This window comes from Micromonospora sp. DT46 (genome assembly GCF_049841735.1).
Lineage (GTDB): Bacteria > Actinomycetota > Actinomycetes > Mycobacteriales > Micromonosporaceae > Micromonospora > Micromonospora reichwaldensis.
Genome location: NZ_JBNCKW010000006.1, coordinates 1 through 21,275 on the forward strand (window position 1 = coordinate 1; position 21,275 = coordinate 21,275).

Sequence of the window (21,275 nt, forward strand, 5' to 3'; positions counted from 1 at the left end):
AGCACCTCCCGATGCTTCCGGAAGGGGTCAAAATTCAGCCGGAACCACGGGGTCAGTTTTCAGGCGGAGCCGACAGCGCCCCCGATAGTGACGTTTGCGTGCGCTGCTGGGGTCGCCGCCGGCGTGTGGCGCGATGCTGACCTACCTGTGCCCGGCCAGGACATCAGCGTCGAGCTGGACATTCCCGATGCGCTGCACTGGGGCGAATCCGCTGCGCCCGCTACTGAAGCGGCCGACTTCGTTGGTGTCCGCGGTGACGCCGTAGTAATGCGCGGGTGGATCGAACCGCCGGCGGAAGGGGATGAGGTCGTAACGGTCAGGGTCAGCGGCGGCCTCTTGCTGGTGGAGATCGTCGGAGTGCCACCTGGTGCCGCCGGGTGCTGGGTTGAGCTTCGCAGCGTGAGATTAGAGCTGTACCCGACCCGCATCTGATCCCCTGGTGCTCCGAGCGCCCCGTAGGAATGTTGGGTAGCGCCTCTCGGCAAGCGGTTTAGGAAGGCGACTGCGTCGGGTTAGTGAGCATGTCCTTGACCTGGACGTCCGCGTCGGTCATCAGCCGGACGAGTCAAGATCGTTGCACGTACTCTGCACGGCCCCCGGTCCGGTGTCTTCGACTGCTGCGTCCGCCCGACGAGGTGCATCCGAGTCCGTGAGCCAGCGGTGGTCGTAGCCAAGATGATCCCAGCGAGAACGCATCCAGCGCTGCTTCCGGGCAGAGGAGGTACGCCACAGGTACCTCAAGTTGTCGCCCAGCAGATGCCGTCGCTCCGGGGCGACACAACCGGGTAGCCCATGGCAGAGGTCGGCGAGTTCGTTGATCTGCTTACGCCGCTTTGGCAAGGTCTCCAGCGACTGATCGTCGTCTACCGGAGCCGTGTAAAACCGGATCTCCAGGAAGGCCAAGTGCAGGAGCTGCAAGACGGCCTGCTCTGTAACTACCTGCGGCGGCTCGACGATCGTCACCGACGATTCTCTCCCGGGCCGCTGACCGGTCAACATGCGTGCATTCGTCTTTCGGCAGACCGTCTGGGACACCGGCTACTGGCTTGTAGCTGGCACGGCTGCATGGGCGCGTGGTCGTCCGGCGGCGTACGGCTCACCGCCCCCGGCCTTCGGGCCGGGGGCGGCTTGCCGTGTCGCCGGCTTTCCGCGCGCCTGGACCCGGGCACCCAGTGGCAAGCCGCGAAGCGGCGCGGCAGCGATCGCCCCACCCTCGGCGGTGCTCGGGGATCCGGCGATCGTCACGGCCTTGCGAGAGGGCCTTGGAGGGCCACTGCGGGCCCTTTGACAGGTAAGCGATCATCCGCTGATGGATCTCAACGACACTGGCGCGGTGAAGAGCCGCGAGGATCTGGCGGCCTACGTTCGGGCGCTCGCAGAGGCGTCGGCTACGCCTCCGGACTACTGGGAGAACGTCGACCTGCCCCGGTACCTCGAAGCCGCATCCCGCTGGATCGGCAGCATGGACAGCTGGGCACGTAACCAAGGCCGCGAGCTGCCTGAGCAGCCGACCTGGTCGCTGGTAGCAGACATCCTTCGGGCTGCCTGCGTCTACGAGTAGTCGAGTCCCGAGAACGACCTGTGCCGCAGCCGGCCGCGCTGGCCGATGCCGGCCGGAGGCCGCCAGCAGGCGGGCGCGGCCGGCTGCGGTGCGCCGCGCTTGCGCGGCGCCTTGATCCTAAAGAGACGGTTTCGGCAAAGCCGTCATTCTGGGTTCGTAGCAACGAGCAGCCCATTCCAAGATCCTGCTGCCCTTCTAATGTCAGCCTCCCTAGCAAACACATAGCGCCAGGTTCCGAACTCCCCGTCGTCTCGGACCGACCGTGTCCACTGCTCGGCGGCTTCCTTTTTCCGCAGCACATCGGGATCATTCGCGGTCTTGTCGGCCTTGCCCTCGATGAGCCAGTAGATGCCCCCCTTGTCGAGGGCGATGAAATCCGGAAAGTAGTTACCGTCGATTGTCGGGACGAAAGCAGGGCCCCCTACATAGACCCGCAACCACCAAAGAATTTCGTCGTCACGGTCTAGCAGAGTAGCCAACTCCCATTCGGTTGTGCCTGCGTCGAAGGACGCGATGGGCATGATGTTCCTCTGCCAGCCCGAAAACTGCGTGTGCTTGACGAACTTGTCGTTGTACGCGTCTTTGGGGCTCGGATCCATCATTACTGGTTCAACGGGAAGTGCCACGGGGACCAGTTGGTACCTCACCTCCGTCCGGCGCTTGGAGATCGCCGAGCGGATGAGGGTGCGCATGCCCTCCACGGCCTGCTCACGGCGCCTCTGCCCCCACTCCGCGGAGGCCTCCTCGGAAGTAACGCCGGCGCCCCGGAGAAACGCCCTTACGAGACGCCTGGCTGCACCCTTACTTGCCTTATCCTTAGGCACCTCGTCCTGGTTCAGGATGGCGCTCGTCAGCTCATCTCGCACCACATCAAGCCCAGCCAGCACCTGTTGCGCCTCCTGGTTCGCCTGAGGGATAACACTAATTGCGACGTCTTTGCCCCAGCGAGTGGCTTCAAGCGCATCCCGGTAGATGAAGGTTGGAACCTCCTTGATAAAGCGGGCACCGGCTGCCTGGGCATCGCCATCCGGTATATCCGAGAGGGAAAACGGCGCGTACACCAAGCGGGACTCGCGGCGCGGGAAGATGATCTGAGGCGCTCCCTCGACCCGCCCGCGCGGCTCGGGCTGCGGTGCATTGAGGCGATCGTCCGTATGGTCAAAGGCTAGAAGCCCGTCCGCAGCCTCTTCGTCTTGCCACGGCGAGTAGCCGTCGCCCAGCCCGCCAAAAAGGCCATCTTGGGAAGCAGATGGACCGGTCGGACCCTCGCTACCTACATCGCCATCGTTGGACCCGGTACGGGCCTCCTCGGACTCTGGCTCTTCGCGGGCTGGGGTTGCCGTTCTGGCTGCGCCCTGCTCGTCAACGTCCATTTCCGATGCCGGCAATTGCAGGCGCTCCCGCAGGACGTCCTTTTGCGCCAGCAGCTCCTTGTAAGAGTCATGTGCCACGAGATCGACTTGATCGACCGAAGGCGAGTCAGTCCGTCGGCCGAAGGGAAGCCGTAGGCCTCGACCGAGAATCTGTTCGGTCAGCGTCTGAGACGCTAACTTGCGTAGTGCAACGATGACTGCGATATTCTTGACATCCCAGCCCTCCCGCAGCATATTGACGCTCACGATGGCCCGGATTGGCGACTCTGGGCCCTCGACATCTGTCAACGCCTGGAGCGCCTCGTCTGATGACTGGGACGTAACCTCAAGCACTGCACCGGGATCGCCGATGAAACCGGGCTGAGCGAGCAATTGGCCGACCTGAGCGGAGTGTTCGATCGACTGGCAGACGACAAAAAGAACCGGCTTTACCGGCGGGACGTCCGGGGTCAGTGCTCGGTACTGGGCATATGCCCTCTCCTTATGCCCGAGCAGTTGGCATGCGTCGCGCAGCTGCGTACGTTCGTCCTTGGTGCCGTCCTTCCGATAGACGATCACCGGCACCTTGACGTGTCCATCCGCAATGGCCTCGCCAAGGGTGTACTGGAAGACCAACTTGCCGTAGTCGGCACGGTCCGGCGTGGCCGTCAAGCCCACGAGCGCAATGGGATTTAGCTCGCGGATTGCACTGGAGAAGGACCTCGCCCTCTCGTGGTAGATATGATGCTCGTCCGCAATAATGAACAGGTCACTGGCCTGCTTTAGGTAGGAGTAGAGGGCATTCCCAATATTCTCGTCTGGGTCCCGAACCTTACGGCTCGCTTTATCCGTGGGGCGGATCAGCTGCTGCACATTGAATACGAATACCTTTAGGCGATTCGGATCACGTAAAGCCGTACCGACGGAGGCCATCTGAAAGTTTTCCGGAGTGATGACCGCCGGAGCAATGTCGGCCCCGGGTACGTACTTTGAACTTGCTGCATCGAAGTTCGCTAAAGTCTTACGCTGAATCGTGCTCCCAGGCGTTACGACGAGGACGTGCCGGGCACCTTGTTGAGCAAGATACTCAATCAGGGCGGACATGAGGAAAGTCTTGCCGACTCCTGTCGCCAAGTCTGCGACCATTTCCGTCATCTTGCCGTTGGCCTTCGCAATGGCTTTAACGACCTTTTGCAGCGCAAAGCGATTCGGGTCGCGTAGGTCGAATCTCGCCGCGATCTCGAAGATCAGATCCTCGTCGTATGCGATCTCCACGCCCATCTCACTTCACCGTCGCCTTCGGAAATAGGTCATCGGGGGCCTTCTTTATCCGCGATCCTGGTGATAGGCGGCTAAGAAGTTCTTGGGCCTGGGGCAATACAGCCTTCGCCACAATAACCGCCCGCTCTTTGTCGCCCAGGTGCTCGACCACAGTACGGACGACGGTCTCGTCAACTACTCCATCGATCACGGCCAGGCGCTGCCGCTGTCGGCTCCCGCAAAACACCGGGTGGTCGGGAGCGAGTTTGAACCTCAGTTGCCCGGCCACCGCCTTAGACCAGGCACCGTTCGTCGCCGCCTCGGAAAGGTAGACCTCGCCATCCTCGTCGTCTACCTCGTACATCGAGGGGCCAACCCGGGCAATCGTGAAGCCACCACCGCCCTTCCATCGGACAGTGGTTTCGTCTCTGGTTCGAGTTGCCACACGTAGTGCTCTTAAGGTTTGCTCATCTAGTCCCTCGACCGACTTGGCGACCCTTCCTAACAGGGTCGTGAACTTCTGAGCCTCCTCGGGCGTCATTCCGTCTGGGAGTTCATCCACTGGGACTCGCTCCGTTGTTACGCTGATGCCGACAGAGTCAGTTCCCTCCACCACCCTAGTTAGGCGGGGCTTGATGAACGTCTCCACGTTCCGGTCCTGCAACTCCACGACAAGCCAGCGGCGCCCCATCTTGTGGGCTGCTGCGGCGGTAGTTCCGGAGCCGGCAAAACAGTCAAGCACTAAATCGCCAGGTGCAGTGGCGATGTGGATGATCCTCTCCAAGAGTCGTTCGGGCTTCGGAGTGTCGAAGACGCACTCCTCCCCAAACAACGCGGTACTTTCCCGCTTGGCCCCAGCGTTGTCGTCCACGTCTGAGGATAGCCAGAGTGTGAAGGGTACGAGACCGTCGTCCTTCGAGGAAAACTTCTTAAGCCGCGGCTTTCCGTTCCCGTTGCGAGGCCAGTAGATCAGGCCCTGCTTCCGGAACTCTTGGAAACGCGACTCGGTATATGTCCATGCGCGGTTCGGAGGCGGTGGATGCACGACACCAGTCGGCGTTCTGACGTTCCAGAACTGGGACGCAGTGGCACGGCCAGCCTGCACTGACATCGGCACACTTCTCCACGGCCCTCGCGGATCGTTGTCGGGATTCGAGAAACGCCCAAGGTCAGGCAGAAGATTTCTGGTTTGTTTCCACTTTTGAGGGCCGCTAGGCGCATAAACCAGGATGTAGTCCTGGCTGGGGCTGAAGGCGGCTCGATTATCGCGGGACGTGCGCTTCTGCCAAACGATTGCAGCAACGAAGCTGTCCGGACCAAACTCCTCATCGAGCAGCACTCGCATTCGGTGCATTTCCGCATCGTCGAGGTGTACCCAGATTGAGGCATCGTCGGCCAGGAGCGGTTTGATGTCCCTTATGCGGTCCCGCATCATCGTTAACCAGATGGAGTGCTCCAACTGGTCGGCGTAGTGTTCGAAGGTCTGCTCGGTGTTGAACGGTGGGTCGATGTAGACCAGCTTGACCTTGCCTGCATACCGCTCACGCAGCTCCGGGATGGCTGACAGAGAACGCAGAGCATCGCCGGAGTCGCCCGCGATCACCATGTTCTCCTGTGCCCCGGTCGGTCCCTCCATCTCTCCCAGTTGCTCTGTGACGTCAATGCTCTTGACCTCGCGAGCACGGGGGTCTGTCGGAGACACCCAGGCATAGTCGTACTTCCCGTGCTCTGACGGGATGAGGGCCAGCTCCTTGCCCATCCACGTCAGCTCGAGGCGTCCCTTGGGTGACTTCATTGACCTGCCTTGCTGCGACGTGGCGGCTTCATCCTGCAAGATTGTAGGGGTGGCTGAGGCTAGCCTGAAGCTGGCCGGAGCTAGCTGTGGGGAAGCCGGTGGAAGGCGCAGAAGCGGCGCCCAACCCCATAAGCGACGAATACCGATCAACCACAGTTCACGCAGCCCGGCACTCCCACCGAACAGGCAGCCAAATCCGTCCAGCCATCCCGTTCGCCGTCGACCCGCCCTCCGGGAGTCGGGCCGCCGCCCGGCCCGGCACGACGCACGGACCGTGACGGCTTGTGCGGACGCTGGTGGGCCGGGCGGTGGGCTGCTCGGCTCGCCCAGGCCGTCGGCGGGCGGGATGGCCTACCGCCTCCACCCACGGGCCGTGACCCGCCGACGGAGCCCCGGCCATCCTGGAGCCGGAGCGCCCCCGCCGGAGGCGCACTAACCGCAACCCCGCGACCGCCGCCAGCTCGCCGACGCGGCCGGCGTGCGCTCCCCTACGCCGCGCGGGCTCGTGGCCGCGCGGCCCGGCCGGCTGCCGGCCCACCCTTCTCCGATCAACGACCTGTCGTCCTGCGGTGGCCCTCCGGGCTTCCCCGCTGTCCGCGCCAGCCGCCGGGCATCCGGCGTGACGGCCGCAGAGCGACAGCGGCAGTGGCCAACGCGCGCCCAGGCGGCGGCACGTGCAGCCCGTTCAGGACCGCCTTGAACCCGTGTCGAACTTCGGTCTAGACGGCGTTGCCGTGCTCCGCATAAGCGGCATTGCCCCTGTTGCGCGCAGCGATCGCTGTGCGGAGTCTCCGCGTGAGTCGAGGCGGTCCGTGATTATCTAGGTCTTCTGCTGTCACGTAGCGCCATTCGGTGAGTTCACCGTCCGCGAAGTGGATGGCCTGCTCTTGCTCTGTAGTAAGAGAACCAGCATCAAAGATGAAGAGGAGCTTGTCTCCTTCATGCTCGGCTGGCGCCCAGTCGACGACGAGCATGGGGCCGACGGCGGTAATAAGACCGAGTTCTTCCTCGATCTCGCGCATACATGCCACACGCGGTGACTCCCCGGGTTCGACGTAGCCGCCGGGGATGTCCCAGTGCTTCTTGTAACCGGGGCGTACGAGCAGCACCCTGCCTTCGTTGTCGAAGAAGAGGGCGCCAGCGGCGACGCGTGGGGTTGCCATGGGTGGCATCTCGTTGGCCGTCACCAGGGCAGCCTAGATGGGCTGGGTTCAGTCGAGCACCTTGAGCCGCCGGGCCAGTCCGACCAGTTCGGCCGAAGGCTTGCCGCGCTGCCGGCGTACCCAGGTCAGGGCGAGTTGTCGGCTGAGGAAGTGGTGGCGGACCTGCTCGGGTGCCATCTGTTCGGTGTCCAGTAGGACGGCCTGGGCGTCGTCGACGCGGTTCCACGAGCTGTAGGCGCGGGCGACTTCGATGGCGTGTCGTACCCGACGCTCCATCGGTAGGCCGGCGGTGTCGACGCGCGGGCCGAGGTCGATGGCGACCTGGAGGTCGCCCAGCTCGGCGGCGGTGGCGACGCGGTGGATAGCGACGTTGGTCGGGCCGAATGCGGTCCAAAGGTGGTTGGCGTCGGCCCCGAGCTGGCCGGCGGCGTCGTCGGCGGCGGTGAGAAAGGCGCGGGTGGTGGCGGCGTCGTTGGATCGGGCGGCGGCCATCGAGCCGGACAGGAACAGGGTTCCGTAGACAGAGAGCAGCGCTGGCGTGGCGTGCTTGAGGTGTGGCTCAAGGTAGCCGGCGGCGTCCTCGGTGAGGCGTACTGCTTCGGCGTAGCGGCCGGTGGCGTGTAGAGCGTGGCCGACGGAGCGAAACAGTGAGCCGGTGATGAGCGGGTCGCCCGTGGGGCGGACAGCGGTCAAGCCTCGGTCGGCGGCGATCCAGGCGAGGTCGCTTTCCCCGAGCTTGGTGAGCTGGGTAGCTGCGAGCTGGTACGCCAGACCGAGCAGGCGGCGGGCCTGGTCCTGGTCGTCGCCGTTGTGGTGGTCGGCGGCGGCCTGGGCGCGGTGGAGCAGGTCGGGTAGGCGGCCGGTGACGTACCCGAACCGGGAGTCCTGGTAGGCGTCCCAGAGAGCGCCGACCTCCTTCCTGAGGACAGCGACGCTCGGCGGCTCCGCGTCCATGCCGCTATCGAACGGGCCGAGGGTGCGGTAGTTCATCAGGGCGGCGCGCAGCGTGGGGACGGTTTCGGTGCCGCTGTCGCCGGTCCAGTCGAGCAGCGAGGGTTCGCCGAGTAGGTCGCCGAGGGAGACGTCCAGGACTTCGGCCAGGGATTTGATGACGGAGAGCCGGTCCAGCTCGATCCGGTTGTTCTCGATCTTGCCCAGCCAGTCGGCGGTACGGCCGATGAGCCCGGCCAAGACTTCCTGGGACAGGCCGCGCCGTCGGCGGTACCAGGCGACGCGTTCGCCGATGGTCAAGGTGTTGATCATCCCGGGCACCGGTTCACTGTCTCCCCTCGGTCGGCTGAGACCCCGGAAGGATTTTCCGGGTTGCTGAGCGGTATGTGCCACAACCTGTCTGCATGACGGGGCTGAACGTATCGAGCAACTGCCAATCCTGCTCGGGCGCGGGCTGGAAGTACACCCTCGCCCGTACCTCCATTCGGGGGGTGGGACGCGGGTCGGAGCGGACTCGTTCCCTCGCCCGGCGGTCCTGCCTGGACTGCGCGGGCTCCGGTCGTACGGCGACCTGCTGAGGCTGGCCCGGGGTGGGTGCTGGCGTGGGACCGCGACCCGAACGACGGCCCGTAAATGGCCCGCCCACCCCGGCGCCACGCAAACCAGACCCGTGCCGGCAGGGCGTTCCCATACCGGGCGACCTGGTGCTGATCGACGGTCGGGCGTCGGTGCAGTTCGGCGGCGACCGGGCGCTGTGGTTTCGGGTGACCTCGGTGTGTGACAAGCCGACGTACCACGGCTGCGTGTGGCTCACCGGCTACTCAATCGACCTGGCCACCGGCAGAGCGCTGGCGCGGCGTGAGGTCTTCGTGCAGATCGCCGGCCTTCAGATCCAGCGACGCAAGACCGAGAGCGCGCCGCCTCGCAACGCGGTGCCGGCGAAAAGGAGGCGCGGTGTTTGACGTTCGGGTACGACTCGGCGCGGTGCTGGAGATCGATGCGGCCGATCGTCTTCTGCCGTCGGACGGGCCGATTTCGTTGTGGGTGACCGGGGTTCGGCTGGTAGCTCACCGGCCTTCGGACGATGAGTGGATCTGGGTCGAGGGCATCAGACTCGGTCCGTCCGGCCGTCACGGTCGGCAGGCGCAGATCCTGGTACGCGCGAGCAAGCTCCCGCCGGATGGGGCGGTCCGGTGAGCACCTACCTGTCCAGTGCGGTGCGCGACCAACTCCGGGCAGCACAGGCGCAGCTTGACCAGCACACCCCGTCGAGCGGGGACGGGCGCTGCGCTACCTGTGGCGAGGAGGGGCCGTGCCCGCAGCGTCAGGCAGCGTTGCGGGTGTTCGGCCGGTACGGGTGCCTGCCGCGTCGGTGGCCGGGTGCGACTCGTCCGGAATCGGTGGAAGCGTCATCGTCGTGGTCGGGGTGGCTGGCCAAAGCGGTCGGGCGTGTGACGCGGGACGGCTGAGCTGACTTGTTCTGTCATGCAAACAACTCATAAGCTGCTGATATTCATGCAGCGTTCCTAGGTGGGGTGGCCCGCAATGGCGTACGAGATTCCGACGCCGAAGTACCTGCGCGTGTTGAACACGCTGCGGAAGCGCATCGAGGATGGCGACTACGCCCCTGGTGCGGCACTGCCGTCGGAGAACCAGCTCTGTACGGAGTTCGGGGTGTCCCGCCCGACGGTCCTCAAGGCGCTGGGCATCCTCAAGCAGGACGGCTGGATCGAGTCGCAGCAGGGCAAGGGCAGCTTTGTACGCGGCCGGCCAGCCTCCGGGCGCACCTCTCCCGACTACGCCCGCGACGCGGTCGAGCTGGACGAGACCGGGGAGACGGAGATCCTGCACGTCGGCCCGGTACTCGCCTCACCGCGGATCGCGGCGGAGTTGAAGATCCCGGAGGGTACGCCGGTCTACGAACGGCGCCGCCGCACCGTCTTCGAGGCGGGGCCGGTGGACCTGGTCGCCACGTTCGTGCCGGTGGATATCGCGGCTGGTACTGACATCACCAAGCCGAACCCGATCCCGGGCGGCCTGCTCGACCTCATCGCCCGCCACAAGGGCCTACGACCCGACTACGCCACCGAGCGGATGACCGCCCGCCGGGTAACCGACGTCGAGGCTGAGGCGTTGAACGTTCCGGCCGACGAGTCGGTTATGAGCGTCGTCATCACCGTCCACCAGGCATCCGGCGACCCGATCATGACGTCGGTGCTGGTGATGCCCGGCAGCCGCCACGAGATCGAGGACACCTACGCCCTTTCCTGATCTGCGTGCGTCAACCTCGCCGGCGGCTCAGCGGCACATCTCGCCGGCAGTCCGCGTAGCTCGCCCGTCTCCCCGATCGACGCACAGTTCGCTTGTCGTACGGTCGATCCAGTAGGTCTGCCCGCGCTCGATGAACACTGGCTGATCCAGGTGGAACCATCGGTCAACGGTGTCCACCAGCGTCAGGCGCTCGACTGTTTCCCGCTGCGGCATCACGTTCTCCTCCGTGCTGGTCCTGGCGACCCGGGGCCGGCCCTCCACATTGTGCAATCCATTCACCTTCAACCTTGCTTGTGCTTACAAGCTGACGTAACTTGTTAGCTCAACCGGTTGTCATGAAGACGACTGGTGAGGCTAGGAGGCTGCCGAAGTGGTTCCGATGACGTTGAAGGTGCCGGTCCCGTCCGAGTACGTCTTCCCCGCCGGGGCTCTTTGCCTTGGTGTGTCGCCGCAGATCGATTTTGAGCGGCGGGGTGAGGCGGACAACCAGGCGCGGGACAAGGAGACCGGAGAGCGGGTCTGGGTGGTGCGGGTGATGGACCTGGACCCGGAGGCCGGGAAGTTCGGTCGGTCGACTGAGGTGAAGGTCAAGGTGGTGGCGGCGCAGCAGCCGGTGCCGCCGCCGTCGACGGTGCCGGGCTACCCGCCGGCGGTCGAATTCGAGGGCCTGACCCTGACCCCGTACGTGGATTCGCAGCGCTGCAAGCCGGGCCGCTCGTCGGGTGACTGCCGTTCCCGTATGGCGTACTCGCTGCGGGCTACCGCGATCCGGCCGGCGTCGAGCATGCCGGGTTCGGTGGCGGCCTGACTGGTCGTTGTTTGGCGCGCGGGGCGGGTCGTTTCCCCGCCAAGAGTCCCGGCCCGTCCCGCGCTCTCCCATCCCTCACGTGTGAAGGAGGGCGTGATGCCCACCGTAGTTCCCCCTGCCCTGAACCGCGCTGAGGGCCGCTGCTCGTCGGGGTGGTGGTCCTGATGTCCCGTACCCGCCTGGTCGGCCTGCGCCACGCCTACCGGGAGGTGGAGGCGGCCGTCCGGTCCGTGCTGCGGTTGCCGCCGGCCTCGGCGCGGGTGTGCGCGATCCGCTGCCCACGCTGCGAGGAGTGGGTGAAGCCGCGTCGGTTCGACCTGCGGCGCATGTCGTGCCGCTCGTGCATCGCCACCCTGGCTCGTCCTGGCAGGGGTGGTGACCTGTGCCTCTGATCAACATCATTCCGGGGGAGAAGATCCCGGTGGCGCCGATGAACGTGCGCCTTCCGGCGTGGCGGGTCCCGGGCTGGTTGCTGGTGTTTTGGTGGCTGGCCCGGGGCCTGTTCCGCCTCACCGTGCTGGCGGTGCGGTACTGGTGGCTCACCACCCCGACCGTCGCCGCTCTGTGGGTGCGAGTCGAGTACGGGGGCTTGGTCCTGGCCGGCGTCGTCCTGGCGGTCGCCGTCGCCTGTGCGGCCTGGTGGCGGTGGCACCCGTCGTCGTGGCTGCGCTTCGGCTGGTACCCGCTCGTCAGCCGCGTCCGCGCCCTGGTGGTCTACCGGCGGCGGTGGGCGTCGGTGATGGCGACGTGTGGGCTGGCTACGGCGTTCGCCGGTGAACGGTACGTGCCGCAACTGCTGCGGGTGCGCTGCGACCGGTACGGCGACGAGCTGACGGTCCGGATGCTGCCGGGGCAGATCCCTGACGACTGGGGGCAGGCCGCGGAACGCCTCGCCTACGCCTTTCGCCTGCGCACCGGCCAAGCCCGCTCGATGGCCCGCCCGGATCGGGTGGTGATCCGGTTCCTGCGCCGTGACCCCTTGGCCGGCACCGTGGCGCCCCTGCCAACAACCGAGGTGCCGGACCTGGACGCGCTTGCGCTCGGTGTGCGCGAGGACGGGCAGCCCTATCGGCTGCGCCTGACCGGCTCGCATGTGCTGATCGCGGGGGCAACGGGGTCGGGCAAGGGGTCGGTGTTGTGGTCGCTAATCCGGTCCCTGGCTGGCGGCGTGCGGTCGGGGTTGGTGGAGCTGTGGGCGTTCGACCCGAAGGGCGGGATGGAGTTGGCGGCCGGGGTGCCGCTGTTCGCCCGGTTCTCCTACGACGACCCGGACAGCATGGCCGGCGTCCTGGAGGAAGCCGTAAAGCGCATGCGGCTGCGGGCGGCCCGACTGCGCGGGATCGCCCGCCAGCACACGCCGACGCCGGATGAGCCGCTGATCGTCCTGGTGGTCGACGAGCTGGCGGCGTTGACGGCGTACATCACCGATCGGAAGGTCCGTGACCGGATCAAGGAAGCCCTCGGCCTCCTCCTCAGCCAGGGTCGAGCGGTCGGCGTGCACGTGGTCGCCGCGCTCCAAGACCCGCGCAAGGACGTGCTGCCGTTCCGGGACCTGTTCCCGACCCGCATCGGGCTGCGGCTGACCGAACCCGAGCAGGTGGACATGGTCCTCGGTGACAGTGCCCGTGACCGGGGAGCGCTGTGCGACCGCATCCCCGAATCCGCCCCCGGCGTCGGGTTCGTCGTCCTCGACGGCGTCCGCGAACCCGTCCGGGTCCGCTTCGCCTACCTCGACGACGACGACATCCGCGAACTCGGCCGCGACTACCGCCGACTCTGCGACGACACCAACGACGAGCAGGAGGTGACCAAGTGAAGACCAACGCGAACGCAGACCGGGTGGAGGGCGTCGTCCTGGTCCTCATCGTCCTGACCGTGGGCGGGCTGGCGGGGGCGGCGTCGTTCACCCACGTGCACGACTGGACCATGGCCAACTCCCCGGCCGGTACGGGGGACTGGTTCGGCTGGGCCAACGCCGCCATCTCCGAACTGCTGCCCTTGGCGGCGCTGCTGACGATCCGGCGGCGCCGCCGCACCGGCGGGTCGGTCGGGTACCCGATGTTCCTGCTCGTCTGCGCCGTCGCCCTGTCCCTGTCGGCACAGCTTGCCGTGGCCAAGCCGGGCGTGTCCGGGTGGCTGCTGTCAGCCGTGCCGGCGCTGGCGTTCCTCGGCCTGTCCAAGCTCGTCTTCTCCACCACCCCCGCCACCTCGGCGGCGTCCGTCGACAAGCAGGCAGACGCCGACGGCTGGGGCGACGTCCCGCCCGGCTACAACCCGGTCGACGACCGGCCGCCCTTCGACGTCGCCGACGAGGACCAGGCGGTGAACGTCGCCGTCGTCGACGAGGGCCAGGCGGTGAACGTCGCCGTGGAGGCCACCGATGAGCAGCCTCGCCCCGGGGCTCTCCGCTCGATTCCCGTGGTGCCAGTGGAGCGGCGGCCGGGACTGGTGCCCGTACCGGCGGCGGCGTTCGCGCCTCGCAACGGCAGCGTCTTCGGCGGGGAGCGTGACCGGTGAGCCAACTCGAACTCATCCCCACGGATACCCCCGAGCAGCCCCGGCCGGGATCGCGGGCGGACCGGATGCGCAAGCCCCTCGCCAAGGACGCGCTCAAGCAACTCGCCGAACAGAACGGCGTCTGCGTCCGCCCCCTCGCCCTGCGCCGCACCGACACCGCCACCGGCCTCACCGAGGTCGTCGAAGTGCCCTGCGGGGCGACCCTCGCCGTCAAGTGCAAGCCGTGCGCGGAGCGGGGCCGGCGACTGCGCATCCAACAGATCCGCGAGGGCTGGCACCTCGCCGACGAACCCGCCGTCCGCCCCGACAACCCTGGTGAAGACGCGCTCGCCCTCGTCCGGGTCCGGGCACACCTGGAGTTCGAACGCGAAGCCGTCCACTACCAGCCGATGACCTCGGACGAGCGGGCCGCCCAACTGGCCGAGATCGACACCGCCATCGCGGAGCTGGACGAAGCGCTCGCCGAAACCAGCCTGCGCGGCCACCTCACCCCGAAGGAACGCGACGAGCGACCCCGGCGCAAACGGTCGACCAGGCGGCGGCAGGACTCCCCAGACCTACCCCGGCTGCCGGTCGACCCGCGCACCGTCGGCCGCGCCTACTCCGGAAAGGCAGGCAAGACGCACCGGCCGTCGATGCTCATCACGCTGACGCTCGGCTCGCACGGGCCGGTGCACTCCCACCTGCGACGCGGCGCCTACGTCGCCCCCTGCGAGTGCGGCCAGCGGCACGGCCCGTATGACGACGTGCTCGGCACGCCCGTCGACCCGACCAGCTACGACTACCGGCGGGCCGCCCTGGATGCGATCCACTTCGCCCGGGTCCTCGACCGGTGGTGGCAGAACGTCCGCCGCGCCGCCGGCTGGAACGTCCAGTACGCGGGCGCGGTGGAGCTACAACGGCGCCTCGCCCCACACGCGCACTTCGCCATCCGCGGCACGCTCCCGCGTCGGCTGCTCAAGCAGATCGCGGCGGCCACCTATCACCAGGTTTGGTGGCCGGCGTTCGACGAGCTGGCCTACCCCGTCGACAAGCCGCCCGTCTGGGACGTCGACCAACAGGCGTACGTCGACCCCAAGACGCGCGAGCCGCTACCCACCTGGGGCGAAGCCCTCGACGCCCTGGAAGAACCCGACAGCCGCCCCGCCTACGTCGCCCGCCTCGGCCGCATCGACGCCCGCGGCATCGAGCAGGGCACCAAGGACGCCGAACGATCCATCCGCTACGTCACCAAGTACGTCACCAAAGACCTGACCGACCAAGCCAAGCCCCGCTCCGACGCGCAGAAGGCACACTTCGACCGCCTCCACGCCGAACTCGCTGTCCTGCCGTGCTCGCCGACGTGCGCCAACTGGCTGCTCTACGGCGTCCAGCCCGACGGGGTCAAGGCCGGCTTGACCCCCGGCCGCTGCACCGGGAAGGTCCACCAACGCTCCACCCTCGGCTTCACCGGCCGCCGCGTCCTCGTCTCCCGCCAGTGGTCCGGCAAGACCCTCGCCGACCACCGCGCCGACAACCGCTCCTGGGTCCGCGCCATCCTCGCCGGCGGCATAGCCGACACCGACGAGCACGACCAGGCCGCCGACGACGCGGACGGGCCGAAGCGGTACCGGTTCGAACTCGCCCGACCCGAAGACCCCGACGTGCCGCCCCTGGAACACCGACTCCTGCGCGCGATCTCCGCCCGCATCCGCTGGCGTGCAGACCTCGACACGGCCCGGCTACGAACAGCCGCCGCCGTTTCGGCAACCGATCAACCCGCCGCGCTCGCGGCCTGAACCCTGGGGAGGAAATCTTGTCCATCGTCGTGCCGTTCGCGCCTCGGCAGGCCGGGCCTCGTGCTGGTGACGTCGCCCCCGGCGACCACCCGCCGCAACCGGTCCGGGCCGTTTACACGGTCAAGGAAGTGGCCGCGCTGTTGTCCCTGTCGGTCAGCTCGGCCTATGCGCTGGTCCGGGCCGGGCAAATCCCGGCCGAGCGGCTGGGGCGGCGCTGGGTGGTGCCGCGTAGCCGCTTCCACGCTTGGCTGGATGGTGCCTCCGGTCAGCTCTCGGCAACGGGCACTGACGCGCCGCGCGGGGGCTGGTGATCGTGGGCTTCGTGAGCAAGACGCCGGCCGGTACGTACCGCGCGAACTGGCGGGACTCGGCCGACCGGCAGAAGGCGAAGACGTTCCGCACCAAGAAGGAGGCGAACGCCTTCCTGGCCGAGGTGGAGGGCGCGATCAACCGGGGCGCTTACGTCGACCCGCACGCGGGGCGGATGCGATTCGGCGAGTTCGTGAAGCGGTGGCTCGCCGGGCGGTCGGTGGAAGCGCGGACAGCCGAGCGGACGACTTCCATGCTGCGGGCTCACCTGCTACCGCAGTGGGCGGACTGGCCTTTGGCGAAGATCGACTACCTGGCGGTACAGGAGTGGGTGACTAACCTTGGCCGGGCCCTGGCGCCGTCGACGACGGCGAAGCACCTCGGGATGCTGTCGATGATCATGCAGACGGCGATCCGGGCGCGCCTGATCGCGGTGAACCCGTGCGAGGGAGTGCGGCTGCCGCGTAACCGGGCGCGGGAGGCTCGCGCCGGCACGATCAGCCGGGAGGCGTTCTTCGGCCGGCTGCTGCCCGCCGTGCCGGCCGAACACCGGGCGATCGTCTGCGTCGCCGCCGGGGCGGGACTGCGCTGGGGTGAGTGCGCGGGCCTGCCTTGGGAGGCGGTCGACCTCGATCGGGGGTTGCTGCACGTCGCCCAGGTGGCGGTGGAGACCCACGGCGGCATCGTGCTGCGGGCGTACCCGAAGACTCGGGCCGGCGTGCGGACGGTGCCGATGCCGCCGTTCCTCGTCGACGAGCTGCGTCGGCGGCGCGGAACCGCGGTGCCGGACGGGCGGGCGTTGGTCTTCGCCGATCGGGACGGCGGGCCGCAGCGGCGGTCGAACTTCCGGCGGCGGGTGTGGCTGCCGTCGCTGGTGCGGGCCGGGCTGCTCGGGCGGGTGGCCGAGGTGGCGCCGGGCCGGTGGGTGGCGTCGTGGCCGGACCGGGACGGCCGGGAGCAGCGGGCGGAGTTCGCCGACGAGTCGGCGGCGGTGGCGCACGTGGCGGCCTCGGCGTTCGGAGGGCTGCGGTTCCACGACCTGCGGCACTCGTACATCACGTGGCTGGTGACGGACGGGGTGCCGGTCAACGTGGTGCGGCGGGTCGTGGGGCACGAGAAGGCGTCAACGACGCTCAATCGTTATACGCACACCCCGGACGACTACGCCGATCGGGTCCGGCTGACGTTCGCTGACGATTCGCTGACTTTCCGCCCGGCGCCCCGCCCGACCGACCTCGGAGAAGTGCCTCTACCAGGTCGGGAGCGCTTCCGGGAAAGGGACGACCCCCGTCGGGGGGAGACGGGGGTCGTCGAAGGTTCGGCTCCGGGGGGGTCGAGCCGAACCCACTCGGCGGTCACGGGGGGTGCAACCGCCGAGGGTCTGCCTGTCGTACGAGACGTGAACACTCGTCGCATCAGCAAGTCTGCCTGAGCGAACCTGTATACGTCGAGTGGTGCCTCCTCCACTCCGTGCGAAATAATGTTCGCAGAGTGTGACCATCATCACGATGAGCGAGGGTGGCGGAGGGCCGGCCCGCAGGTCCGAGGGGTCGCCGGGCCCCGGGCACCCGCCGACCATAGACCATCCGGCTAGACTTTCGCGCCGTGGGCCGAAGTGCCGCTTTCTTCGATCTGGACAAGACCGTCATCGCCAAGTCGAGCGCCCTGGCGTTCGGTCGGCCGTTCTACCGGGACGGCCTGATCACCCGGCGTGACGTGGTCAAGTCGGCGTACGCCCAGCTGATGTTCCGGCTGGGCGGCACCGACGCGCAGACCATGGCCAGGACCAGGGACTACCTCGCCGCGCTCTGCAAGGGCTGGCAGGTGGAACAGGTCCGCCAGATCGTCGCGGAGACGCTGCACGAACTGATCAACCCTTACGTGTACGCCGAGGCCGCCGCCCTGATCGAGCAGCACCAGGCCGCCGGCCGGGACGTCGTCCTGGTCTCCGCCTCCGGCGAGGAGATGGTCCGCCCGATCGGCGTGCTGCTCGGGATCACCGACGTGATCGCCACCCGGATGGGCGTGGTCGACGGCCGCTACAGCGGCGAGGTCGAGTTCTACGCGGCCGGCTCGAGCAAGGTCGACGCGGTCGGCGAGCTGGCCGCCGAGCGCGGCTACGACCTGGCCGACTCGTACGCCTACTCCGACTCGTACAGCGATCGGCCGCTGCTGGAGTGCGTCGGCCATCCCTCGGTGGTCAACCCGGACCGGCAGCTGCGCCGGCTCGCGGTCGAGAACTCCTGGCCGGTGCTGGAGTTCCGGCACCCGATCCCGCTGGGGCGGCGGCTGCGCGAGCGCCCGGCCGTCCCGGTCGCTGCCGCGGCGCTGGGCGTGGGTGTGGGCGTGGCCATCGGCATCGCCTGGTACGGCCGGCACCGCCGCACCCGCACCGCCCCCGCACCCGCCTGAGCCCGCCCGGCCCGGCGACCGAGCACGACCACCTGAGCCCGTCCGCCGAGCCATGAGTCCGACACCCGCCCCGACCCGACGACCGCGCGCAACCCGCAAGGCATGGACGGGCCAGCTCAGGCCGCCGCGAGGACCTCGTCGCCGATGGTGGTGAGCTGGTCGGCGCCGACCTCCACCGCCGCCATGTAGTGGCGCAGCCAGGAGCGCAGTCCGTCCGGGGTGCCGGTGGCGAAGGCGCCGGCCGAGCCGACGTACTCCGGTTCGCGCTCGTGGTGACCGACGTCCACGGCGAGCAGGCCGCGTGGGTCCAGCCCGCTGGACAGCAGCACCAGGCGGGCGGCGCCCCGGGCCACCACGCCGGACGGCCCGGCGAAGGGGCGCAGGTTCAGCAGCTCGCCGTGCACGACGGCGGCCAGCACCAGCGGCGAGACCTTCGTGCCGCCAGCGACGAGCCCCGCCAGCCCGTCCAGCCGGGCGGCGACGACCGGGTCGGCCACCGGACGGCCAAGCTCGGCCTCGTCGACGACGTCGCGGGCGGCGAGCACGTGCAGCCTGGCCAGCGCCTGCCGGGGTGCCTTCGGCCAGAGCTCGGACAGCCCCGGCAGCGCCCCGGCGACCCGCAGCGCGCCCTGCACCACCGGCTCGGTCACCGTCCCGGCGCGGACCGCCTCGCGCTCGCGGGCGTACCCCTCCAGGGCGGCGCTGGCCACCGCGGACCGGAGGCTGACCTCGGCCGCGACCTGGCCGCCGTGCCGGCGCAGCGCGCGGTGCCCCAGGGCCTGGTCGAACCGCTCGCGGGCCCGCTCCACGGCGGGGGCGACGTCGGCGAGCGCGAGCAGCGGGGCGAGCGGGTCAGCGGTCACCCCGTCACGCTATCGACTGCCCGGCGCGACCCGCCGACGAGCCGCCCGGAAGCGACCGGTGCCACCCCGTGAGCGTCCGGCCGGCGAGCTGCCCGGACAAATGGCGTCGAGGCGGCGGCCCGCGTCGCCGTCCGGCGCGCGGTGGGGGCCGCTCGGCGCGTGTCGGCCGGACCGGCGGTCGCCCGTGCCGGCCGCCCCGACTAACCTCGTGCCCTAGAGAGACGCAGGTCACCCGAGCGACGAGGGAGTACGGCATGAGCGAGGCATTGGCCAATCTGCTGAACGAGACGCGCCAGTTCCCGCCGCCAGCCGAACTCGCCGCGCACGCCAACGTCACCGCCGACGCGTACGCGGACGCGGACGCCGACCGGTTGGCGTTCTGGGAGCGGCAGGCCGGGCGGCTGACCTGGGCGAAGCAGTGGGACCAGGTGCTCGACTGGTCGAAGCCGCCGTTCGCGAGGTGGTTCGTCGGCGGGCAGCTCAACGTGGCGTACAACTGCCTGGACCGGCACGTCGAGGCCGGGCTGGGCGACAAGGTCGCGATCCACTGGGAGGGCGAGCCGGGCGACACCCGGACCATCACGTACGCCGACCTGCACCGGCTGACCTGTCAGGCGGCGAACGCGCTCACCGAGCTGGGCGTCACCGCCGGCGACCGGGTGGCGATCTACCTGCCGATGGTGCCGGAGGCGGCGGTCGCGATGCTGGCCTGCGCGCGGATCGGCGCCACGCACAGCGTGGTCTTCGGCGGCTTCTCGGCCGACGCCCTGACCAACCGGATCCAGGACGCCAGCGCGAAGGTGGTGATCACCGCCGACGGCGGCTACCGCCGGGGCAAGCCGTCGGCGCTGAAGCCGACCGTGGACGAGGCGGTGGCGAACTGCCCGTCGGTCGAGCACGTGCTGGTGGTGCGCCGCACCGGCGAGGAGGTGGCCTGGTCGGGCAGGGACCGCTGGTGGCACGAGACGGTCGAGACCGCCCCGGCCGAGCACGCCGCGCAGCCGTTCGACGCCGAGCACCCGCTGTTCATCCTCTACACCAGCGGCACCACGGCCCGCCCGAAGGGCATCCTGCACACCACCGGCGGCTACCTGACCCAGACGTCGTACACGCAGCACGCGGTCTTCGACCTGAAGCCGGAGACCGACGTCTACTGGTGCACCGCCGACATCGGCTGGGTGACGGGGCACTCCTACATCGTCTACGGCCCGCTCTCCAACGGCGCCACCCAGGTCATGTACGAGGGCACCCCGGACACCCCGCACAAGGGCCGGTTCTGGGAGATCGTCGACAAGTACAAGGTCAGCATCCTCTACACCGCCCCGACGCTCATCCGCACGATGATGAAGTGGGGCGAGGACATCCCGGCCGGTTACGACCTGTCCTCGCTGCGGCTGCTGGGCAGCGTGGGTGAGCCGATCAACCCCGAGGCGTGGATGTGGTACCGGCAGCACGTCGGCGGGGGTGAGCTGCCCATCGTGGACACCTGGTGGCAGACCGAGACCGGGGCGATCATGATCTCGCCGCTGCCGGGCGTGACGGCGACCAAGCCCGGCTCCGCGATGACGCCGCTGCCCGGGATCGTCGCCGACGTGGTCGACGACCAGGGCCAGTCGGTGCCGAACGGCGGCGGTGGCTACCTGGTGCTGCGCGAGCCGTGGCCGTCGATGCTGCGCACCATCTGGGGCGACGACGACCGGTTCATCGAGACGTACTGGTCGCGGTTCGAGGGCATGTACTTCGCCGGGGACGGGGCGAAGAAGGACGACGACGGGCACATCTGGCTGCTGGGCCGCGTCGACGACGTGATGCTGGTGTCCGGGCACAACATCTCCACCACCGAGGTGGAGTCGGCGCTGGTCTCCCACCCGTCGGTGGCCGAGGCGGCGGTGGTCGGCGCGACCGACCCGACCACCGGGCAGGCCATCGTCGCGTTCGCCATCCCGCGCGGCACCACGGACATCGCTGGCGACGCTGGCGAGAAGCTGATCGCCGAGCTGCGCAACCACGTGGCGAAGACGCTCGGCCCGATCGCCAAGCCCCGGCAGATCATGCTGGTGCCGGAGCTGCCGAAGACCCGCTCGGGCAAGATCATGCGCCGGCTGCTGCGCGACGTGGCGGAGAACCGCTCGCTCGGCGACGTCACCACGCTCCAGGATTCGTCCGTGATGGACCTGATCTCGTCCGGCATGGGCGGCGGCAAGTCCGACGAGGACTGACGCAGGCGTACGCCCC

General features: G+C 68.4%; 21 protein-coding genes. 14 read left to right on the plus strand and 7 right to left on the minus strand.

Features of this window, described 5'->3' with window-relative positions; translation table 11 throughout:
- On the plus strand, nucleotides 1-432 hold a 432-nt coding region (locus ACLQ20_RS17100; RefSeq protein WP_425856451.1), incomplete at its 5' end, for a hypothetical protein.
- 120 nt (nucleotides 433-552) lie between these two features.
- Here ACLQ20_RS17100 and ACLQ20_RS17105 read toward each other — a convergent pair.
- The gene (locus ACLQ20_RS17105; RefSeq protein ID WP_425856454.1) at nucleotides 553-963 is read right to left on the minus strand and encodes a hypothetical protein; all 411 of its coding nucleotides are present in this window, start codon (nucleotides 961-963) and stop codon (nucleotides 553-555) included.
- A 346-nt stretch (nucleotides 964-1,309) separates the two neighbouring features.
- Between ACLQ20_RS17105 and ACLQ20_RS17110 the strand changes: the two genes are divergently transcribed.
- Nucleotides 1,310-1,561: a DUF7660 family protein gene (locus ACLQ20_RS17110; protein ID WP_425856456.1), complete on the plus strand. Its 252-nt coding sequence runs from the start codon at nucleotides 1,310-1,312 to the stop codon at nucleotides 1,559-1,561.
- A gap of 143 nt (nucleotides 1,562-1,704) precedes the next feature.
- On the opposite strand, the gene ACLQ20_RS17115 is transcribed toward ACLQ20_RS17110, so the two are convergent.
- The 4 genes from ACLQ20_RS17115 to ACLQ20_RS17130 form a co-directional block, all read right to left on the minus strand.
- Entirely contained in the window at nucleotides 1,705-4,194 is a 2,490-nt protein-coding gene (locus ACLQ20_RS17115) for a DEAD/DEAH box helicase (protein ID WP_425856459.1), read from the minus strand.
- Between the two features lies 1 nt (nucleotide 4,195).
- On the minus strand, nucleotides 4,196-5,932 hold the full coding sequence (locus ACLQ20_RS17120; protein WP_425856462.1) for a site-specific DNA-methyltransferase: 1,737 nt from the start codon (nucleotides 5,930-5,932) through the stop codon (nucleotides 4,196-4,198).
- A gap of 755 nt (nucleotides 5,933-6,687) precedes the next feature.
- A complete protein-coding gene (locus tag ACLQ20_RS17125) occupies nucleotides 6,688-7,155 on the minus strand; it encodes an NUDIX domain-containing protein (protein WP_425856464.1) in 468 nt (155 codons plus the stop codon).
- A gap of 24 nt (nucleotides 7,156-7,179) precedes the next feature.
- Nucleotides 7,180-8,394 carry a helix-turn-helix domain-containing protein gene (locus tag ACLQ20_RS17130; RefSeq protein WP_425856466.1) on the minus strand — a complete coding sequence of 405 codons (1,215 nt, stop codon included), beginning with the start codon at nucleotides 8,392-8,394 and terminating at the stop codon, nucleotides 7,180-7,182.
- Between the two features lie 392 nt (nucleotides 8,395-8,786).
- On the opposite strand from ACLQ20_RS17130, the gene ACLQ20_RS17135 reads away from it, so the two are divergent.
- The 3 genes from ACLQ20_RS17135 (at nucleotide 8,787) to ACLQ20_RS17145 (ending at nucleotide 10,353) form a co-directional block, all read left to right on the plus strand.
- Nucleotides 8,787-9,044, plus strand: coding sequence for a hypothetical protein (locus ACLQ20_RS17135; RefSeq protein ID WP_425856468.1), 258 nt, complete (start codon nucleotides 8,787-8,789; stop codon nucleotides 9,042-9,044).
- Nucleotides 9,037-9,279, plus strand: a complete 243-nt coding sequence (locus tag ACLQ20_RS17140; RefSeq protein WP_425856471.1) for a hypothetical protein — start codon at nucleotides 9,037-9,039, stop codon at nucleotides 9,277-9,279. Before ACLQ20_RS17135 ends, ACLQ20_RS17140 begins: the two co-directional genes overlap by 8 nt.
- 348 nt (nucleotides 9,280-9,627) lie before the next feature.
- Nucleotides 9,628-10,353: a GntR family transcriptional regulator gene (locus tag ACLQ20_RS17145; protein WP_425856473.1), complete on the plus strand. Its 726-nt coding sequence runs from the start codon at nucleotides 9,628-9,630 to the stop codon at nucleotides 10,351-10,353.
- A gap of 27 nt (nucleotides 10,354-10,380) precedes the next feature.
- On the opposite strand, the gene ACLQ20_RS17150 is transcribed toward ACLQ20_RS17145, so the two are convergent.
- Nucleotides 10,381-10,566, minus strand: coding sequence for a hypothetical protein (locus ACLQ20_RS17150; RefSeq protein ID WP_425856475.1), 186 nt, complete (start codon nucleotides 10,564-10,566; stop codon nucleotides 10,381-10,383).
- Nucleotides 10,567-10,732: 166 nt separating this feature from the next.
- On the opposite strand from ACLQ20_RS17150, the gene ACLQ20_RS17155 reads away from it, so the two are divergent.
- The 8 genes from ACLQ20_RS17155 to ACLQ20_RS17190 all read left to right on the plus strand — a co-directional run bounded on the left by ACLQ20_RS17155 (nucleotide 10,733) and on the right by ACLQ20_RS17190 (nucleotide 18,177).
- The gene (locus ACLQ20_RS17155) at nucleotides 10,733-11,161 is read left to right on the plus strand and encodes a hypothetical protein (RefSeq protein WP_425856477.1); all 429 of its coding nucleotides are present in this window, start codon (nucleotides 10,733-10,735) and stop codon (nucleotides 11,159-11,161) included.
- Between the two features lie 164 nt (nucleotides 11,162-11,325).
- Complete coding sequence (locus tag ACLQ20_RS17160; protein WP_425856480.1) at nucleotides 11,326-11,553, plus strand: hypothetical protein; 228 nt, start codon at nucleotides 11,326-11,328, stop codon at nucleotides 11,551-11,553.
- On the plus strand, nucleotides 11,544-12,977 hold the full coding sequence (locus tag ACLQ20_RS17165; protein WP_425856483.1) for an FtsK/SpoIIIE domain-containing protein: 1,434 nt from the start codon (nucleotides 11,544-11,546) through the stop codon (nucleotides 12,975-12,977). The genes ACLQ20_RS17160 and ACLQ20_RS17165 overlap by 10 nt, the downstream gene beginning before the upstream one ends.
- A complete protein-coding gene (locus tag ACLQ20_RS17170; RefSeq protein ID WP_425856485.1) occupies nucleotides 12,974-13,678 on the plus strand; it encodes a DUF2637 domain-containing protein in 705 nt (234 codons plus the stop codon). The genes ACLQ20_RS17165 and ACLQ20_RS17170 overlap by 4 nt, the downstream gene beginning before the upstream one ends.
- On the plus strand, nucleotides 13,675-15,456 hold the full coding sequence (locus ACLQ20_RS17175; protein ID WP_425856488.1) for a replication initiator: 1,782 nt from the start codon (nucleotides 13,675-13,677) through the stop codon (nucleotides 15,454-15,456). Before ACLQ20_RS17170 ends, ACLQ20_RS17175 begins: the two co-directional genes overlap by 4 nt.
- A 17-nt stretch (nucleotides 15,457-15,473) precedes the next feature.
- Nucleotides 15,474-15,767, plus strand: a complete 294-nt coding sequence (locus ACLQ20_RS17180; RefSeq protein ID WP_425856491.1) for a helix-turn-helix domain-containing protein — start codon at nucleotides 15,474-15,476, stop codon at nucleotides 15,765-15,767.
- Between the two features lie 11 nt (nucleotides 15,768-15,778).
- Nucleotides 15,779-17,197: a tyrosine-type recombinase/integrase gene (locus tag ACLQ20_RS17185; protein WP_425856494.1), complete on the plus strand. Its 1,419-nt coding sequence runs from the start codon at nucleotides 15,779-15,781 to the stop codon at nucleotides 17,195-17,197.
- A gap of 173 nt (nucleotides 17,198-17,370) precedes the next feature.
- Complete coding sequence (locus ACLQ20_RS17190) at nucleotides 17,371-18,177, plus strand: HAD family hydrolase (protein WP_151454927.1); 807 nt, start codon at nucleotides 17,371-17,373, stop codon at nucleotides 18,175-18,177.
- A gap of 116 nt (nucleotides 18,178-18,293) precedes the next feature.
- Here the strand turns inward: ACLQ20_RS17190 and ACLQ20_RS17195 are convergent, their stop codons facing one another.
- On the minus strand, nucleotides 18,294-19,040 hold the full coding sequence (locus ACLQ20_RS17195) for an oxidoreductase (protein ID WP_327030285.1): 747 nt from the start codon (nucleotides 19,038-19,040) through the stop codon (nucleotides 18,294-18,296).
- Between the two features lie 254 nt (nucleotides 19,041-19,294).
- Here ACLQ20_RS17195 and acs point away from each other — a divergent pair, with 254 nt between their 5' ends.
- On the plus strand, nucleotides 19,295-21,259 hold the full coding sequence (acs, locus tag ACLQ20_RS17200) for an acetate--CoA ligase (protein WP_425856497.1): 1,965 nt from the start codon (nucleotides 19,295-19,297) through the stop codon (nucleotides 21,257-21,259).
- The last annotated feature ends 16 nt before the right edge of the window (nucleotides 21,260-21,275 follow it).